The sequence below is a fragment of the Brevibacillus ginsengisoli genome, assembly GCF_050113715.1.
Classification (GTDB): Bacteria; Bacillota; Bacilli; order Brevibacillales; family Brevibacillaceae; genus Brevibacillus_H; species Brevibacillus_H ginsengisoli.
Window position 1 is genome coordinate 16,310 of sequence record NZ_JBNJQR010000002.1, and the last position, 19,133, is coordinate 35,442.

17 protein-coding genes are annotated in these 19,133 nt (G+C 41.9%); 15 read left to right on the forward strand and 2 right to left on the reverse strand.

Going from position 1 to position 19,133, the window contains the following annotated elements; genetic code table 11:
* Positions 1 to 78: 78 nt before the first annotated feature.
* Positions 79 to 1,032: a LysR family transcriptional regulator gene (locus ACQCN2_RS03630; RefSeq protein ID WP_426927539.1), complete on the reverse strand. Its 954-nt coding sequence runs from the start codon at positions 1,030 to 1,032 to the stop codon at positions 79 to 81.
* A gap of 351 nt (positions 1,033 to 1,383) precedes the next feature.
* Between ACQCN2_RS03630 and ACQCN2_RS03635 the strand changes: the two genes are divergently transcribed.
* The 6 genes from ACQCN2_RS03635 to ACQCN2_RS03660 all read left to right on the forward strand — a co-directional run bounded on the left by ACQCN2_RS03635 (position 1,384) and on the right by ACQCN2_RS03660 (position 6,366).
* Entirely contained in the window at positions 1,384 to 2,598 is a 1,215-nt protein-coding gene (locus ACQCN2_RS03635) for a pyridoxal phosphate-dependent aminotransferase (protein WP_426927540.1), read from the forward strand.
* The gene (locus ACQCN2_RS03640) at positions 2,595 to 3,077 is read left to right on the forward strand and encodes a RidA family protein (protein WP_426927541.1); all 483 of its coding nucleotides are present in this window, start codon (positions 2,595 to 2,597) and stop codon (positions 3,075 to 3,077) included. The genes ACQCN2_RS03635 and ACQCN2_RS03640 overlap by 4 nt, the downstream gene beginning before the upstream one ends.
* 23 nt (positions 3,078 to 3,100) lie before the next feature.
* Positions 3,101 to 4,054, forward strand: coding sequence for a D-2-hydroxyacid dehydrogenase (locus ACQCN2_RS03645; protein ID WP_426927542.1), 954 nt, complete (start codon positions 3,101 to 3,103; stop codon positions 4,052 to 4,054).
* Between the two features lie 44 nt (positions 4,055 to 4,098).
* A complete protein-coding gene (locus tag ACQCN2_RS03650) occupies positions 4,099 to 4,497 on the forward strand; it encodes a GNAT family N-acetyltransferase (RefSeq protein WP_426927543.1) in 399 nt (132 codons plus the stop codon).
* A gap of 605 nt (positions 4,498 to 5,102) precedes the next feature.
* A complete protein-coding gene (locus tag ACQCN2_RS03655; protein ID WP_426927544.1) occupies positions 5,103 to 5,306 on the forward strand; it encodes a hypothetical protein in 204 nt (67 codons plus the stop codon).
* Between the two features lie 181 nt (positions 5,307 to 5,487).
* Positions 5,488 to 6,366, forward strand: a complete 879-nt coding sequence (locus ACQCN2_RS03660) for a PhzF family phenazine biosynthesis protein (RefSeq protein ID WP_317957021.1) — start codon at positions 5,488 to 5,490, stop codon at positions 6,364 to 6,366.
* 680 nt (positions 6,367 to 7,046) lie between these two features.
* On the opposite strand, the gene ACQCN2_RS03665 is transcribed toward ACQCN2_RS03660, so the two are convergent.
* Entirely contained in the window at positions 7,047 to 8,123 is a 1,077-nt protein-coding gene (locus ACQCN2_RS03665) for a DUF3829 domain-containing protein (RefSeq protein ID WP_426927545.1), read from the reverse strand.
* Between the two features lie 168 nt (positions 8,124 to 8,291).
* Here ACQCN2_RS03665 and ACQCN2_RS03670 point away from each other — a divergent pair, with 168 nt between their 5' ends.
* The 9 genes from ACQCN2_RS03670 (at position 8,292) to ACQCN2_RS03710 (ending at position 19,110) form a co-directional block, all read left to right on the forward strand.
* Positions 8,292 to 9,992, forward strand: coding sequence for a molecular chaperone HscC (locus ACQCN2_RS03670; protein ID WP_426927546.1), 1,701 nt, complete (start codon positions 8,292 to 8,294; stop codon positions 9,990 to 9,992).
* A complete protein-coding gene (locus ACQCN2_RS03675) occupies positions 9,992 to 11,899 on the forward strand; it encodes a J domain-containing protein (protein ID WP_426927547.1) in 1,908 nt (635 codons plus the stop codon). Before ACQCN2_RS03670 ends, ACQCN2_RS03675 begins: the two co-directional genes overlap by 1 nt.
* A 25-nt stretch (positions 11,900 to 11,924) precedes the next feature.
* Positions 11,925 to 12,587: a DUF1266 domain-containing protein gene (locus ACQCN2_RS03680; RefSeq protein WP_426927548.1), complete on the forward strand. Its 663-nt coding sequence runs from the start codon at positions 11,925 to 11,927 to the stop codon at positions 12,585 to 12,587.
* A gap of 256 nt (positions 12,588 to 12,843) precedes the next feature.
* Positions 12,844 to 13,584, forward strand: a complete 741-nt coding sequence (locus ACQCN2_RS03685; protein ID WP_426927549.1) for a hypothetical protein — start codon at positions 12,844 to 12,846, stop codon at positions 13,582 to 13,584.
* A gap of 79 nt (positions 13,585 to 13,663) precedes the next feature.
* Positions 13,664 to 14,959, forward strand: coding sequence for a GGDEF domain-containing protein (locus ACQCN2_RS03690; RefSeq protein ID WP_426927550.1), 1,296 nt, complete (start codon positions 13,664 to 13,666; stop codon positions 14,957 to 14,959).
* A 73-nt stretch (positions 14,960 to 15,032) separates the two neighbouring features.
* Positions 15,033 to 16,025 carry an Ig-like domain-containing domain gene (locus ACQCN2_RS03695; protein WP_426927551.1) on the forward strand — a complete coding sequence of 331 codons (993 nt, stop codon included), beginning with the start codon at positions 15,033 to 15,035 and terminating at the stop codon, positions 16,023 to 16,025.
* A 214-nt stretch (positions 16,026 to 16,239) separates the two neighbouring features.
* Positions 16,240 to 17,871: a formate--tetrahydrofolate ligase gene (locus tag ACQCN2_RS03700; protein ID WP_426927552.1), complete on the forward strand. Its 1,632-nt coding sequence runs from the start codon at positions 16,240 to 16,242 to the stop codon at positions 17,869 to 17,871.
* A gap of 151 nt (positions 17,872 to 18,022) precedes the next feature.
* Positions 18,023 to 18,814: a metallophosphoesterase gene (locus ACQCN2_RS03705; protein WP_426927553.1), complete on the forward strand. Its 792-nt coding sequence runs from the start codon at positions 18,023 to 18,025 to the stop codon at positions 18,812 to 18,814.
* Entirely contained in the window at positions 18,811 to 19,110 is a 300-nt protein-coding gene (locus tag ACQCN2_RS03710) for a hypothetical protein (protein ID WP_426927554.1), read from the forward strand. Before ACQCN2_RS03705 ends, ACQCN2_RS03710 begins: the two co-directional genes overlap by 4 nt.
* The last annotated feature ends 23 nt before the right edge of the window (positions 19,111 to 19,133 follow it).

A 19,133-nucleotide genomic window follows, 5' to 3' on the forward strand; every position in this document is an offset into this window, starting at 1 on the left:
CTATCCTGCAATTGACGTAGTTGGGAAAAGAGTAACGAATACAAATAGAATTTGAAAGCTTACGAGTATCCCGTAGACTTAAATAACAACGGGCTTTTTTTTATTCAAAAAATTAATAAAATCCAAACCGACTTTCGAAAGTGGGTGCGACTTTTTATAATACAGCATAATATTTCGATATGAATTTTCATCATCAATTTTGTAAAAGAACAATTTATCTGTTGCTTCTAAGTAACGAGTAACTCCAGAACGCACGAAAGTAATGCCTTTTCCATTGGAAGCAATATAATAGGCGGTCAGCAACTGATCAAGATACATGGATATTTTGGGAGTAAAGCCTGCCTTTCTGCACATTTTTAAGCCTCTCTGGTACAAATCATTTCCTTTTTTCAATAATAGAAAATTTTCATTTTCAAATTCTTTCAGATTCACCTTAGGAACCTTTTGATTCAAATATTGTCCACTACCCACATCCTCAAAAGTCAAACGAAACTTTTCTAACTTATTGTTCACTTCATAAGCTGTCGGAACCGCTAGTACAATCTCTTCTTCTGCCCACACAAAAGAATCAAAGATTTTTGCATCTCTTTTTTCAACATCCAAAATAATATCAACAATTCCAGACCGTAGACATTTCACCAAATCATCTGCATTTGCCTCAAGGATATTTACCGTATTATCTGGATACTCCGTCTTAAACTCTTGCACTATTGTTGGCAGAATATAAGCACAAAAGAAGGAAGCACCCCCAACATTTATCGTTCCCCGGTTATTTCCAAGAAAACTATTGAAATGTGTTCTCATTTCATTTTCTATTTTCATTATTTTCTCAACTGATTCAATATAGTATTCGCCTGCTGGTGTTAATTGTATTGGGTTACTACTCCTATCAAAAATAGGAAGTCCAATTTCGTCTTCTATCTTTTTTATTGCTGCACTAAGTGCTGGTTGGGAAATATATAGTTCCTCAGCCGCCTTAGAAAAACTTTTATTCAAATGAACCGCATAAACATAACCCATATTTTTTAGCATAAAAGTCGCCCCTCGTATTTGCTAGCGATTTATCATAATGTTTATATTAAATAGACTATAAATTTCTAGATAAAGGATTGTGAGAGGAAAACCAAAACCCAAAATGTTTAAGCAAATGCGTACCAATGTTGGATACTAAGTATTTTTATATACAATTCTCCATTTGCTTTCATCAGTATAAAGAAAATTATATATCATTATAAACTTTTTGATATTTGAGTTAAAGCGTAAGAAGCACTTATCATTGAGCTATGGAGAAATCATTAAATAACAAGGATTGGAATCGGAATAAAAAGAGTTGTCTATTGAATACAATTCTAATTGTCTTGGGAGAGGAAAGAGGAACTGCAAATGAATTTACTGGAAGGAAAATTTTTAAAACTTGGTTCTGAATTTGCACCTGGACAAGAAGTTCGCCAAAACACAAATGAAGTGAGTCTGCGCGGTGAGAAAATTTCGGGCACGCCGGTTGACTTTTCACACGGGGATGTTGACGCTTTTAAGCCAACTCCAGGCTCTTTAGATGTCTTCGTCGAAGGGGTTCATCTCGGAGGAAAGCAGGCCTATACCGAGTATCGTGGAAGTCAAAACATCCGGGAGGACGCCGCCCAAAAGCTTGCTAATTTCACGGGTTCAACGATTAACGCAGACCAGAATTTGATCATCTCTCCAGGAACACAAGGGGCACTTTTCCTGGCTATGGGATCTACGATTTCCAGAGGTGACAAGGTTGCCATTGTAGCGCCAGACTATTTTGCCAATCGAAAATTAGTCGAATTCTTTGAGGGCGTTGTCGTTCCAATCCAGATGGAATATTTCAACACACACATTTGCGCAGGGTTGGATTTAACTCAGCTGGAGGATGCTTTTAAAGTCGGTGTTAAAGTCTTTTTGTTCTCTAATCCCAATAATCCTACGGGCGTAATCTATTCACCTGATGAAATACGAGGGATTGCACAACTTGCCCAACAGTACGGAGTCACAGTCATCGTCGATCAACTTTACTCCCGTCAGATTTTTGAGGGACGGACTTATACGCACTTATGTGCACAGAATATTGTAGATCCCGAAAATGTAATGACCATCATGGGGCCATCAAAAACAGAGTCGCTTAGTGGGTACCGGCTAGGTGTAGCGTTTGGATCCGCAAAAATTATTGAACGTATGGAAAAGCTGCAGGCAATTGTGTCTCTCCGTGCAGGGGGATATAGCCAAGCTGTATTGAGATCCTGGTTTGCCGAACCAGAAGGATGGATGACTGAACGGATAGCGAAGCACCAAGCAATCCGTGATGATTTGCTTGCAAAGTTGCGCGCTGTTGAGGGCTTTGAAGTGCGACCTACAGAGGCAGGTAGCTATCTATTCCCAAGAATTCCTGAATTAGATGTTACATTAGAAGAATTTGTGAAAATTCTTCGCCTACAAGCCGATGTGACAGTAACACCTGGTATAGAATTTGGTACACAGTTTACTGATAGTTTTCGAATCAACTTTTCACAAGATCATGCAGCTGCAGTTGCTGCAATTGACCGTGTCACTAAAGTAGTGGAGCTGTATCGAAAATGAGCACATCAAGAGAAAAAAATAATCTTATTCCGCAGGGGAAGTATGTTCCTGCCTCACGGGTTGGAAACATGATTTATACTGCGGGAATGACACCTAGGACAAATGGCGTTCTGATTCAAAGTGGAAAAGTTAGTGCTGAAAAGCCGGTTGATACCTATAAACAAGCAAGTATTCAAGCGGTTACCAATGCACTTACTGCTGCTAGGAATTTACTTACTGAACACGAAAAGCTGGAACAGATCGTTTCGCTTACCGTTTACATTAATGCGGAAGAGACATTTGAGGCACATTCTAGCCTAGCAGATTTCGCATCTGAGTACCTATACGAAGAATTAGGTAGTGCTGGTGTAGGGAGCCGAGCCGCAATAGGTGTTGCATCATTGCCAGGCAATTCATCTGTTGAGATTCAACTTATTGCTTCCGTATCTTTTAAGGGTACGGATTATGAAGTTCTGGGATTTTCCAATAGCAGGAGTTAATATATATATAAAGGAGAAAAGCTATGACTGAGCCTAACATTCTCGTCTTTAATCCAGATTATTCAAAAGCTGAAGCTTATACTAAATCTATAAACAGTTACGGGTTTAAATCTGTACAAGCAGCTTCTACATTAGAAGAGGCAATAAAGCTTTTGCCAGGTACGGAAGTTGTTTTGGGATGGAGGTTCCCTCTGGAGCTACTCCATCAGCCTCTTGCCTCCTCTGTTCGCTGGTTTCAGTCGCAGGGAGCTGGTGTCGATGACTTGGTCTCAGACGGTTCCATCCCTCAGGACATTATCCTTACCCGAATTGTCAATCAGTTCGGAACGTATATATCTGAATATGTTTTTATGTTCCTGTTGGATATAGTGAAGAACGGATCTCGTATGAGGCAATCACAGATCAAAAGGCAATGGGACCCATTCATTTCTGAAACTCTGGCGGGTAAAACGATGGGAGTGGCTGGTCTTGGATCCATCGGGTCTGAGATTGTTCGTAAAGCTCGAGCCTTTGACATGAATGTGCATGGGCTAAGTTTTAGTGGCACAAATGCTTCGTTAGTGGATTGCCACTTTAGCTCAGATCAGTGGAATGAATTTGTGAAAGATCTCGACTATTTGGTGCTTACCCTTCCCTTGACAGATACTACGCGTCATATCATTAACAAGGAACTTCTTATAGCCATGAAACCGAATGCTTGCTTGATAAATGTGGGCCGCGGAGCATTGATTAACGAAGATGATTTAACAGATGTCATGCAATCAGGGCACCTTCAAGCGGCCGTTCTTGATGTATTTGAGAAAGAACCGCTGTCAAAGGAACACGCTTTTTGGTCGATTCCGAATGTGTATGTAACTTCTCACTTGTCGGGACCGAGTACAATTGATAGCGTAAGTCACTTTTTTGTAGAGAATCTAAAATGCTATAGTGAAGGGAAGTCATTGAATGGGGTAGTAAACCGGGAACGAGGATATTAATTTGTATAGGATTGGATAACGTAATTAACACAGGAGGTGCGCTTATGACAATAGAGTACAGAATTAATACTTCAATTCTTGCCAAAGATGTTTCGGACGTTTATAAAAGCTCTGGAATTAAACGTCCTGTGGATGATCTTGATCGCATTCAAAGAATGATTGATAATGCCGATATCAACATTTCTGCTTGGGATGATGATAAATTAATAGGCATTGCAAGAGCGATTACCGACTTTTCATACTGTTGTTATCTATCTGATTTAGCAATATGTAAGGAGTATCAAAGGGCTGGTATTGGGACAGAACTAATCAAGCGTTTGCGAGAATACTTAGGTGAAGAGGTTTCCCTACTTTTACTCTCTGCACCTACCGCGATGGAATATTACCCACGTATTGGCTTTGAGAAATCAGAAAAAGCATTCCTGATACCGAGAGTAAAGTAATGAGCGACTGAACAAACGGGTAAGGTTAGTTAAAACCTGGAACTACCTCACCTTAGAATCATTGCATCCGCTGAACCAGGGATAGCATAAAAGCCGGTTACACCTATAAAGTGGTGAAAACCGGCTATTTTTGTATTCAGAATTCCTTAACGTTGTAAATTTCCGATTATCTTAACTTCAATGTGACAATCACTGTTAAATCAATGGTTGTCACATTGTTTACATGTATTTAAAGTAGTTTTATATTTGGTCTAGTTATCTTATAAGGCTATTCGGATTTTGTGGTGGAAATGTAAAAACCTAGTGAGTTTAATTGTTCCTCTGTTAAGGTGACTGTCCAAAGATAATAATGATTTAGACTGATTAATAAAGTATTAGACTGGATAATAAAGTTCTAGACTGTGGCCACGTTAAACTAACAGGCAGAGTAGTTCTAAATATAGTTGCCTTATTTATCTTTATTAATGGTACAATTTGCTGTACCTACAGATTTTCCGGCAGGATAGATACGAATTGTGTGGAATGGGAGGGTATTCAAATTAAACGTAAGGAAACGGGATGCAAGCGAGACCGGTTCCGATTCAAAGAGCAAGAGAGTCCGGTCTGTGCGGATGTTGACGGCCGGTATAGCTGTCCGTGGTATAATGGACCCTTGGCCCATGCTGATCAACCTTGATGCGCAGCATCCGGCATTGGCAGGGCTTTCCTGGAAGGCGGATCTAATTGTCGTCCAGACCTGTGTTGCTTGCAGTTGTAACGGTACGGTGTATATGGAGACTGATAGGGCAGGGAGAGCCCGTCTGGAGTGAACATAATGCAATGTCGAAAGGAGCGGGAGAGATTGACTTAAAGAATCGTTATCATTCGTATGTTATGTAAACGGAACGATTCTAAATTGCGCGGGAGCCCCGACATCCGTTTCATGGCAGCGAGTGGGACGTGCGGTTGCGCACATCGGTTTTTCGAAGATAAGGAGAGGACGAGCGGAACATGAATGTGGAAGTGTATACGTTAAATGCGTTTGCGAAAGGGGAGCGTGGCGGTAATCCAGCAGGCGTTGTCTTGGAGGGTGGCCTTTCACTGTATGCTGCCGAAATGCAGCTTATAGCGAAGGAATTGGGCTTTTCGGAGACGGCCTTTATGGAAAAATCCCTGCTTGCGGATTACAAAATCCGCTATTTCACCCCCGCCAGCGAAGTTGATCTGTGCGGACATGCCACGATTGCTGCATTTGGACTAATGCATTCGCTGGGTTTGGCAAAGGAAGGGACCTCCTATAAGATAGAAACCAAGGCAGGGATTTTGGATGTCGATATTAGCTCTGAGGGTCTTGTTTATTTGTCACAAGCCTTACCACAATTTCTTGAAAGGATATCCTGTGAGGAAATCGCCCCATCTTTGGGGATGGATGCCGAGGATCTGGAAACCGGGTTGCCCATCCAGATTGTTTCGACGGGGCTGCGGGACATTTTGATCCCGATCCGCAGCAGGAAGCTCTTGAATGAAGTTCAGCCAAATTTTGACGCCATAACCGCCATCAGCGAAAAATATGATGTGGTTGGATATCATCTGTTCACGATGGATACTCCAGACGATGCTGCTGCGGAATGTCGGAATTTTGCGCCGCTGTACGATATTCCCGAGGAGAGCGCGACAGGAACATCCAACGGTGCCCTGCTCAGCTATTTGTACCAACATGGCCAACTATCTTTGCGGGAAGTGGAGCACGTCATGTTCAGGCAAGGGTATTCGATGGATTGTCCTTCTGAAATTAAGGTAGGATTGCGCCTGAGCGAGAGCGGTGAAATCAACCAGGTTCGGGTTGGAGGTGCAGTAGTTGGCATTGAACGAAGACATATCACGATATAAGTGAAATCAAACAGACTGCTTGTAGCTAATGTACCTTACGGGGCAACGGGCTTATTCTGCTACTGGCGAGGCTAGATAGCGGAGGATGCTTGCGTGAGCAGACGGGTTAACATTTCTTCATCCAATCTGTCGTTTCCCTTGATTTTGATCGTTTTGCGTTCCTGAGGGCCATCGAACAAGCCCTCCGGCAATTCTAGGCCGCTTGCGTTGAAGATCGCGAACGACCCGTAGTTGCATTGAACTAACGGATACGATAGTTCAATGAGTCATTCTAAAACTTTATTATTCAGTAAAGAGCCATGGATTGCTTAATTCAAATGTTGAGTCTAAAACTAATTTTCAAATACCACGTGATTTTGAAGACCGGGACTCCTTGTACTATAAGGGCTTCTGGTCTAAAACTTTATTATCACTGAACAGTGACTTCTTCATCTTTTAAGGTGGATATTTTATCTTTCGTGAAACGACCATTTAATGTTGCATAATAATCAAAATCCGAGATAGAACTGTACTATGAATACTATAAAATTAATATAGATATCTAGTATTTGATGAAATAAAAAGAATGGGCAACTCTACATTGAATACTGTAAAGTCACCCATTAAGGCTAGTTAAGTTAACTGCGTTTTGAAGGCGGTACTCCAACGAAGGGAAGGAGATTTAATATGACTACAACTCATTATTTACGAAGCAAGAGATTATAAGCAACCACAGCATCCTTTACCTTCATTTTATAATTTTCAGGCATTCCTTTTTCTTGCTTGGTAAAAAACTTACTTTCCAGAACATAGCTTTCTACTGCTTTCTTCTTATTAACTCTTTCAATAAGGGAAGCTGCTGCGATCTTAACATCCTTGGCAGTGTCAGCATAACGTTTTAACGAATACGGATCGTATCCTGCTTTCCTCGCTTCTTCTGGTTTATCCACTAGCATTAGCAAATGATCAAGGTCTTCCGCTACCTGGTCATATTTCGGTTTGAATGTGGCCATATTTAGTGCAAGCATATTTTGGGCAGTAATTCCTTGTTTGCTAAGTTCATCGGATAAGCTCTCCACATCCATCAAAAATTTTAAAGCATAGTATGGAGCATTTGAACCTGCATCTTTGAACTTTTGCAATTGGAGTGAATGAAACTCATTCTCTACTTTTTTGAATTCTTTAAAATAACTCCTTGATAATTCCTCATATACTTCAATGGATTGAATCAATTCGCTATGGTATTGCTTGCACTTGGCAAATTGATCATCTAGATAACCTTTCGTTTCATAATAGGTATGGGCTTTGTTGATGACACTTGTAAGATTATTCACAACTGGTTGCATTTGTTCGATCGTAGCGTCAACTGATTGATAGGCGGGGGTGGCATGAGCATAGGCAAACCCGACTTTCAGGTTATCGAGATCATTATCTGAAATTGAAGCGAAGGTAAAGCTAAAATGATTATCGATACGAGGTTGTCTATTCTTCCCGAATTCATCCACATATTTCTCTAGTTGAACATTCATATTGCTTAAAGCATTGCTAAACTCTACATACGCATTAAATTTGTCCAGCCTTTTAGCTTCGACGATGGCTGGAGTTGTTTCAGTAGCCATCTCTTCTTGAGGCAACGAATCCGAATATCTCGGGCTCGATACTTGCTGATTCGTGGTTGCTGTCGATTTGGTATCGCTAAAAGGTAATGCATGCCAGGATATTTTTACAATCATAGAAAAAATAACGAGTATGGGAAAGATCCAAAGTCTTTTATTCAAAAAAGACAGCCTCCTTTTTCCTTGAATCGACATGAATTCAAATGAATCGCTCATTGATTTTTGTAAAAAAATGGCTTAGTATAATTCCGACAACTTACCCAGCATATTACAAATGAACAGTGAAATAAAGGTTTTGTGGAAAAATCACACAAGGAAAGAGGCCGAATTATGACAACAATCGGCATTGATTTAGGAACGACGAATAGTTTGGTCGCTTATTGGACAGAAAATGGACCAGCTATTATTCCGAATGTTCTTGGGGAGAATCTTACCCCATCCGTTGTAAGTGTTGATGAGAGCGGTGAAATACTGGTTGGCCAAATAGCCAAGGAACGATTGATCACCCATCCGGAGGCAACCGTAGCCGCTTTTAAACGCTACATGGGCACAGAAAAGAAGTACAACCTAGGCAAGTATACATTCACACCAGAGGAGCTTTCCTCCTTCATCGTGAGGAGGTTGAAAGAAGACGCGGAAGCATTTTTCGGCTACCCGGTGACGGAAGCGGTCATCAGCGTTCCTGCTTACTTCAATGATGCACAGCGTAAGTCTACGAAACGAGGGGCCGAAATGGCCGGATTGAAAGTAGAACGCTTGATCAGCGAGCCTACCGCAGCGGCGATTTGCTATGGTCTGCATCAACAAGAGTCCGAGACGAAGTTTCTTGTCTTTGATTTAGGGGGAGGCACATTTGACGTTTCAATTTTGGAAATGTTCGAAGGTGTGCTTGAAGTGAAATCGATTGCGGGTGACAACTTCCTCGGTGGTGAAGATTTTACCGAACTGCTCGCATCCTATTTTATCGATAATCAAAAACTTCCGGTGGATGATCTCGACAGCAAGGCCCGTTCGGCTATTTTCAAGCAAGCGGAAATGTGCAAATGTAGGTTATTTAATGAGAACAGCGCGACAATGCGCCTTACATGGAAAGAGCAAACCTATGAAGTTAGCATGGATCGGATTGGATTTGAAAAGCTTGTTCATCCCCTTATTCAACGCTTGCGTCAACCAATTGAACGCGCATTAAGAGATGCGGGGCTTACTTCGGCAGATTTGGACGCGATTGTACTAATTGGTGGAGCAACCCGTATGCCCGTTATCAAATCGGTCATTAGCAAAATGTTTGGTCGACTGCCTTTTTCACACATTAATCCGGACGAGACGGTTGCTTTAGGTGCAGCGATTCAGGCCGCTTTGAAAGATCGCAATGAAGCGTTAAGCGAGGTCGTTTTGACGGACGTTTGCCCATATACCCTAGGAGTTGAAACGACGAAGAGGATGGGGAATCATTGCTTCGAGAGTGGTTATTTTTCAACAATTATCGAACGCAATACCCCAATCCCTGTAAGTAGGGTGGAAAGGTACTGTACGATTGAGGACAATCAGACTGAGATTAATGTCGTTATCTTTCAAGGGGAGAGCAGACGCACTCAGAACAATATTAAACTTGGCGAACTTCAAATTCCCGTTTCACCAGTACGAGCGGGCGATCAAGTAATTGATGTGCGATTCACCTATGACATTAACGGCATATTAGAGGTTGAAGTTACTGCGCTGCAAACTAGCATTAAGAAAAAAATGATCATCGAGCAAAGTCAGGGGACCCTTACGATGGAGGAAATCGAGAAGCGGTTTGAAGAGCTCAAAGACATTAAAGTTCATCCTCGTGATCGAACAGCCAATCGGTTGTTGCTTGCCAGAGGAGAACGTTTATACGAGGAATCACTAGGGGATAAACGCGAAGAGATCGCTTTCATTCTGCAAAGATTTGAACAAGTCCTTGCAACTCAGAATGAAATGGCAATTAACAAAGCCGCCCTTCAATTGCAAAAAGAACTTGAAAGCATGGAGAGGTGGCACAATTTTTAATGAGTATCTGGGAAATAATCGGGATTGAACCAACGGATGATGTCGCTGCTATTAAGCGGGCGTATGCCAAAAAACTAAAAGTTCATCATCCAGAAGATGATCCTGAAGGCTATCAAAGACTAAGGGAAGCGTACGATTGGGCAATCAAGCAGGCAGGCAAGAAGCGGATTCAAGAGCGGGAATCGGAAATTGTCATCACAAGCCAAAGTGAAGACAGCAACCAAAGCGATCAGGATGATTCGGATGAGATTGACGATTCCGAACTGGATATAAAGACTCCTCCTTGGATTCATTTCTTCGAGGGACATAAGGAGGACCCGATTTATCATTCGGACAAAATTTCCGAATTTATGCAGCAGGTGGAAGATTTATACGATAATTTTTTTGCTAGAATCGATCGGGAGAAATGGGAACAATTGCTTCGTTCGGATGTACTGTGGGATATCGATTTGAAGCAAACCATTAGTGAGCAGATGCTGGAGTTTCTGGAAGATCACAGGCATCTGCCGCGTGAGATTTGGCTTTTGCTCGACAACGAATTCCAATGGCGTAATCAAGAAAGACAGATCTATTACGAATACTCGGAATCCTTTGCGAACTATCTGATAGGCGCAATCAGAAATCCATGGGAACTACGGTATACATTTTTTCCAAAAGAAGCAGAAGTCGACTTTGATCGCTTCGTCGGATGGCGTGAGCATGCTTTCTTTGCTCTGATGAACAATGATATGCAACGAGCAAAGGAGTTTCTCGCCAACGCTTATGAGTTGTATCAGGACGATCCGGATTTGCTTCGATTGCAAGGGGAATACCATTTGCGGATGGGTGAACCTGATCAGGCGCTTGCAGCGTTCAACCATGCGATCTCAATTAATGGTAATGAGTGGGATTGTTATTTGTCCCGAGCCCGTGTCTTTTTTGACAAGGAACAGTTTTCAGCTGCTATCGAGGATTGCGAATATTTCCTGTCACATCATCCCGACCATCTGGATGCGCTAAGCCTGAAAGCGAAATGTCACTATCAACTGCATGAGATGGAGAAGGCGTATCAATCTTATTTGGGTATGGGACCAAACGCCAAATGGGATAGCGATCTGTATTTTAATATGCACGTTGCAAAATTCTATATAAAACCAGATGATCAAAGAAAATGGTATCAGTACCTCGCACACTATATTTTCAGCTTTTTTATTTTTATTTCAATTTTGTTAAGGAGAAGCGGCAGAACCATTGTGATTCTACTTGTACTTCAGATGGCGCTTCCTTTTCCGAGTATTACCAATCTACAAGAACAACCTTCCGTACATGCGATACAGCCTGAGGATCATATGGTTATTCACAATGTGGAGGATTTAAAAAAGGTTCATTCAGATTCTACAACGATAAAGGCAACGATCAGTAAATTAGAATTCATTGAGTTGTTCTATGTGGTTGATCCAATTCCCAAAATGATCACAGCGAATAAGCTTAATCAGTTACGTTCACCTGCAATGGATAAAAAAGCCGTGTGTCTTGGTTGGGTTGATCAAGAGCCCGTCACTATCGTGATGAATTTGAAGGATTTGAACGAAGTCTATGAAAATAATGGATTGAAGAACGGTAAAACAGTAGAAATCTATGGACGTGTTCAAGCTTTATCAACAAAGGATTGGTTGACGATCAAAGGTGGTATCGACAAGATGAAATCAGTAAGCCATGATTTAAAAATTGAAATGGCAGGAAAATATGTCGGCTACCAATTTATCGAAAGCGAAGATCGAGTTGACTCAATTGAAAAAGCATCGGTTAAAAAGAAGTCTTCCTCCAAATCTAATCAATTCATGGATGCGCTATTGAAAAACATCTTGTTGCTGTATTTCTACCTCCAACTAGCGATGGGATTGTGGAGAGCGTATCGAGCGGTTTAAAATTAACGGAAAAGGAAACTGTATAATGAATATGTTTCGAAAATGGAGATTGAACCACCTGCAGAGGCGATATATACGTGGGCTCTCATTTGTATGTATGAATGGTACGATTGCTTATTATTTCGCCTTATTTGGATTCAAAAGGATTGCAGACATCTTATACGCCAAGAGACACCTGAAACGATGGGGAATCCATAACGATTACCAATTGCACCTGAGATTGAAATGGCTGTTGGAGGAAGGGAATCGGCAAAAATATAACGAAGTCAAACATTTTCTATCGGTTCTATCAGAAACGGAGCGATCCGCGTATTTACAATCCATTTCAAATGACAAGGAAAAGTACGTTAAGGCAAGAATCGTGAACGAATATTTGAGAAGATTCCCGGAAGCGGGTGTTATTGCCTATGATTACGCAATCTATTTATATTTGTGTCAGTTAGGGATTGCCTCAAGGTATTTAGACAGGAAAGTGACGGAGAAAAATATGCTCGTGGCAGCAAGGTTAATTCAGCAAACATTCATCGGATGGGACGAGTATTTCACTGCTTACATTGCTGGGGAGAGATTCGAGGGATTAGATGATAGTTGTAAAGTCGTACAGGAAAAAAGTCATTTTTTAGCTCAAATGTACACTAAGAAGAGCAGCCCGGTCCATAGAATCCCATGGAAGCTCGACTTACAATAACCGTTCTCTTTTTTTATTGGACTGTCAAATAGGGCAGTTCTTTTTTTAGTAGATCGGTATTTATATAAAATTCCGATCTACATAAGTGCAACTAAGGCTTCGCCTGCGCCAGAGGCTTGGCGACAGCCAAGGTTTCTAATGATATTATTGACGAATCTATGAATAGGATTCTTCATTTGTGAACGGAGTGATACAATTGTCCTGGCAACATAATTTTGATTGGAAAGTCTATTTTCCTAATAAAAGAATCTACCTTATGCGACAACACAACTGGGCATTCGCGGCATGGGAAATCGAAAAAGCCATAGGCAACCTGAAGACTCAATCCATACTCGTGCATGTAGACGCCCATTTGGATGACACGCCAGATGGCGTTTTTGTTGAAGGACTCTCGGAAGCCAGCAGCGTCGAGGAGATCCTGAAGGTTGCACAGGGACACGATTTCGCGAGTGGTCAGGTATGTCCGCCAAACAAGATGCAGATCGATAATTTTATCTGGGCAGCAGTGGCAAGAGCTACGATCGGGGAGACTATCTTCGTTTCTCATCAAGCGGAGGACGTGCTTTCTCTAGAAGAGATCAGCTACCAAGCGATAGAGAAGCGCAACGAGTATTGTCAAACGATTCTTTCCAGACTGCCAATAGATTGCCGGTACACCCATCAGCGCTTTCATGATTTGGAATCGTTTTGGGCTGATTTTGACCTGCGTCGTTTACAGATGGAACAGACGAAGATTCTTGATATTGACCTTGATTATTTCAATCGCTCGGAAGATGTGTTGAATCCTCGCCTTGAACCAATCCACCAGATTCGGGAATCCTTGGAGAAGTTGAAACGTTTATGTGATTGGAACGTCATCACAGTAGCAATCTCTCCAGAGTATTGCGGAGGGAATGAAGCGGCCAAAGAGCTTGTGGATGCGTTTTTAGCCGTATTTGATCTAAGGCTTGAAGAAGCGGTCTGTTGGGACAAGCAAGAGTTCAAGGAGAGTGAATAAGGGAATAAAGGTTTACAAATAGTTAAATCGGGTATTGATATACACAACTTTCACACTACTATCAAGGGAGCTAACTCACATGTTGTACAGTAATCAATACTTGCTGTTTTCAACAATGGTACTCATCGGTTTTGGGCTTTTACATATGTTCCTGCGTTATCAAGTAAAAGGATGTAGCTTAAGCGATCAGAAAAAAATATTTCGTTATTTACCAATCGGAATACTTGGTGCAACAGTTGCTTTTTTGACCGTTGGCTATATCTTAACCGTTCATGTTGAAGAGAAAGAGCGTGAAGAGTTAACGGAGATCATCACTGGATTCGCCTCAACCTTTAGCAAGGAATTGGAGCAGGAAGGGCATTATCTTCTTACAAGCGATACACCCCAAAATAGCCTGACGTATCAAAATCTAATGAAAAAAACGAAAATGTGGACATTATTCAGTAATAAAATTCAATGTATGTATACTCTCAGAAAATCTACTGACGGTCGTAATTATTTCGTCATCTCTCCTGAGACTGATTATGATCACAACGGCATCATTCGTGGAAAAAGGGAAGCATTAAGCCCAATCGGAAAAATATACGATAACTACATTCCTGAGCTGGAGGACGCCTTCCGTGGAATCACATCTATTGAGCCTACTCCGACGAGAGATGAGTTCAGCTATTCAATTGGGGCCTTCACACCGATTTACCATGACGGGAAGATTGATGCTGTTTTAGGAATTGACTTTGACGGTGAGATCTGGGATAAAACTATGGCTCATGCCCACTTCCTAGTCAAGAGCTATACGCTTGTTCCGATCCTGTTACTCTTTATGGCGTACTGGATGATCGTGTATCAAAGACGAATCTCCGTTATTCTCACTCAGTTGGCGCATTACGATCATTTAACTTCATTACCCAACCGGCTTCTATTTGAAAAAACGATCCAGAATCTGTTATCGATCGGACAGCAGAAGAATCAACCATTTACCGTTATATTATTGGACGTCAATAGGTTTAAAAAGATTAATGATACATATGGGCATTTGGTAGGAGACCAGCTTTTGCAAAAGGTATCCGAACGATTTATTCATTGCTTTGGCAATAAAGAAAATATTTTTCGGCTGAGCGGAGATGAATTTATCATTCTACTTCCCAATCAGAATAATGCAGAGTCCCGCAACATCATTCAGAAAATCGAGGAAATCCTGTCATTCCCGATTCTATTGGATGAACAGGTACTTCAAGTTACGGCAAGTATCGGCGTAAGCGAATATCCCACAGACGGTCAAAACATGGAGGCATTAATCAGGCAGGCAGACATCCGTATGTATAAGAACAAGGCGTTGATTAAAGAAGAGCTAGAATCGATAGAGAAAGAAACTTAGTCCAAGAGAATTAAAGAGAGATTAGAAGAGTTATGGTATAATCTTCCTTGGGAGAAAGATTAGGAGGTCACTAATGAAAAAGATTACACGACTATTGCTCGTACTAACACTACTACTTGGGGTTGGACTTAACACCACTGCGGTACAAGCCGTGACATCTGAGAGTACAGACGCCAGCTTTGCTGCGAATTCTTTTGCCGTTATGTACACAAACCCAATAGTTGAAAGCACGAGTGTGCCGATTAATATTCAACCTGCAGTTACATTTCTGTATCCGATTGAGTGGGTAAACGGTTCTTCGGGAGTAACGCTGCGCAAGGTTGGTGAAAAAGATACTGTAGCAGGTACGGCATCCATCAAAAATAATACGATTACCTTCAAACCAACCAGAAATCTTTCGAGCTCATCCAACTACATCTTGGAAATCCAGGAAAAATCGGTTCAAAGAACGGAAGATGCTTCACAACAGAACACTTATTACTCATATATTTTTAAAACGGGAACCTCGGAAGGACCGATCATTACAAACGTTACCCCCTATGAAATGCAGATGGGAGTAAGCTCCAAGCAATCGATAAAAATCACCTTTGACCGGACGATTAAAGAGGGTAAAGGTTCCATATCGCTCATGGACGTAAACAACCACAAAATTACTGGTAAAACCACCATTTCTAACAGCACCATTACCTTTCAACCGAAATCACCTTTGACGAAAAAAACGATCTTCTATTTGATGGTTCCAGACGGTCTAGTTAAAGACTCCAAAGGAAAGACAAACGTTGTTTACGCTTCAATCTTTCAAACGGACAATTCGGGGCCGGATATCTCAGAACCTAACCGATATTCCGTTTTGGAAGATCAAAGCATTAAACTGTCATTAAGCGGCGGGAAGACACCGTACAAAGCGGTATCAAGCAACACGAGGATCGCAACGGTAAAAATGAACAGCAAAACCTTGGAGATTAAAGGATTAAGAGAAGGTACAGTAACCATCACGATCACGGACGGCAAGAAAAATGAAGTAAAAATTAACGTGGAAGTCAAATCGAATAAGATTGAGTTCTAGAGTGGGAACTAGAAGGCACTAGCGTAAAGCTGGTGCCTTTTTTTAAGATAGAGGTTAAATGGTAGGAAGGTTGGCTGTATTATTCTGGTCGATGTGGTTAGCGGAACAGTAAGATGAAAAATAAATGATTCACACATTTTTTGGAGGATGCTTCTTGCAAGTTGCCACATGATTTGAAAAAATAAATGTATTGAATGAATGATAGGGGGCAACCATGAAACCAATTATCGAAATAGCCAAACAACTACAGATTGCAGAAGAAGACCTGGAGCTTTACGGAAAGTATAAAGCCAAGCTTTCAAATGAACTAGTAGAGAAAGTAAAAGACAATGAGAATGGCAAACTGATTTTGGTGACAGCGATGAACCCCAACCCGGCTGGTGCAGGTAAGACCCTGACAACCATTGGGCTTTCCCAAGCAATGAATCTGATTGGCAAAAAGACGATTGCTGCGCTCCGAGAGCCTTCACTTGGACCATGCATGGGGATCAAAGGGGGAGCGACCGGAAGCGGACGAGCTCAAATCCTTCCTGCTGATGAGATTAACCTTCATTTTACTGGGGATATTCATGCCATTACTGCGGCTCATAACTTGTTGGCAGCAATGATTGACAATCACCTGTTCCATGGAAACACTAGAAGAATCAATCCTTCCAAAATCGTTTGGAAGCGCGCCATGGACATGAATGACCGAGCGCTGCGCAATATCGTGATCGGTTTGGGTGAAGGTAACGGAACAACCCGCGAGGATGGCTTCATGATTACCACAGCCTCCGAAATAATGGCGATTCTTTGTTTGAGCGAAAATATGGAAGACCTGCGGAAGCGCTTAAGCCAGATCATCATTGCCTACGATGAGAATGATCAACCAGTCACAGCATCAGAGGTACAAGCGGTAGATGCGATGTGTGTGTTGTTAAAGGATGCGATCAAACCCAATCTGGTGCAAACAATCGAAGGGACCCCAGTCGTCGTCCACGGAGGGCCATTCGCCAATATCGCGCACGGATGCAGCAGTGTGATTGGAACGAAGCTATCGCTTAAATTAGCGGACTATGTGGTAACCGAAGCGGGCTTTGGAGCTGACCTGGGAGCAGAAAAATTCTTCCATATCAAATGCAGAAAAGCCAATCTTCAACCTGCTGCGGCGGTTGTTGTGATCACGATTAGAGCTTTGAAATACAACAGCGGGGTAGGTATCCCTGACTTATCTATCGAAAATATTCCGGCGGTACAGCAAGGCTTCGCGAATGTCCAGCGTCACGTGGAAAACCTTCGCAAGTTTGGCGTTCCCGTTGTGGTTGCCATTAATCAATTTGCTTCTGACACTTCAGCAGAGATCAACGCATTGCTGGGCTTATGTCATGAGTTTGGCGTGGAAGCCGCTTTGTCTAACGTCTGGGAAGAGGGTGGACAAGGTGGTGTGGAACTAGCTCATAAGGTAGTCCGCTTGGCTGAGAATCAAGAGAATTCCTTTCAGTTTCTCTATGAAGACAGCCTAAGTATTAAAGAAAAGATTGAGACCGTGGTCAAAGAAATCTACCGAGGGGCGGCTGTCGCCTTTGCTCCAGTCGCATTGAAAACCTTACAGAAAGTAGAGGAAATGGGCTTGGCTCACCTGCCTGTCTGCATGGCCAAAACACCATACTCTTTTTCTGACCAACCTAAACTATTGGGGGCACCGACCGGATTTACCATTCAAGTCAGTGAAATAAGAATCTCAGCGGGCGCGGGATTTATTGTGGCTTTAACTGGAAGCATTATGACCATGCCAGGTTTGCCGAAGAAGCCGGCCGCAGAGAATGTCTATTTGGATGATCAAGGTTGTGTCATCGGTTTAGCGTAAGTGAACTTTTCGATCGACTGATATTTTAATTGGTATATTCAGCCCTGTTTAAGCGCAATGACATGCTATTAAACAGGGCTTTTTTTTGTAGATAGGAAAGGCTTGGATATGCCACAGGCGAAGTTTGAAAAAAGAGGTGTCAACCAATTTTATGTTCATTGCGGCAATAGGTACTTCCCTTCTTATTCTTTTCATTTTAGTAAACACGCTTTATGTAAAAAAGAGAACATACCGATTTAAAGCCAATGTCAAGCACCCTTTTCGAATCGTTCATATCTCGGATCTACATGGGCGAATACAGTATTTGAATGGATCTATCAGTTCCTTGGTGAATCATCTCAATCCTGATTTGCTCTGTATAACAGGAGATTTGACGAATAAAGCAACACAATTGCCCAAGGTGGCTCGAGAGCTTGCGAAAATTCAGAGTAGGCATGGTGTGTTTTTTGTGCCTGGCAACTATGAGCGGGAGGAAATGGTTTATTTTCGCAAGCGAGTGATACCCGAAGAACATTCCTACAAGAGAGTGGTAACATACCCAATCACGACACTGGAAAATAGCTGTAAAGAGGTCGTGATTCAAGGGACGAAAGTACTCCTATTCGGATTTGATAATTCTATATATGGCAATGAGAAATATCCTCCAGAAATAAAGGAGATTGAAAATAATTTTAAGCTTGTACTCGCCCACTCACCGAACATCATCCATTATGTGAAGGAGCATCAAGTAAGCTTCGATCTGCTATTGACGGGTCATACTCACGGGGGACAAGTGAGGCTGTTTTCTAGAACCTTTGGCAGTTACCGTCACTTTCATCTTGGGGTCATCCAGACTCTTGGCGGGTACTTTGGCATAACGAGAGGATTGGGAACGGCAAGGTTGCCGATTAGGATCAACTGTTTTCCAGAGATCTGTGTGTATGAAGTGGAGAGAAAATCATGAACAAATTTCTGTACTTCTTGTTAGAAATCGTTCGTGTCTTATTCATTCTATTCTTTGGTCTAGGGTTGCTTTTGGCTTTCGAGAATTGGGCAATCCTTTATTTTCACGTGCGGATGAAAGAAAATGTTTTCCTGCCATTCCTCGCTAATGTTCTTCTGGTGTTTGTCGCCTATCGGAATTGGCTGCAATTTCACGGTTGGTATCCTAGCCAGCAGATGAAGAGGCTGCCAAACGTAGTTACAAGTTCGTTTATCCTGACGGCCATTCTGTTATTCGTGTGCTCTATTCAATTCTAGAGTTTTGAAGTCTTCGAAATGAT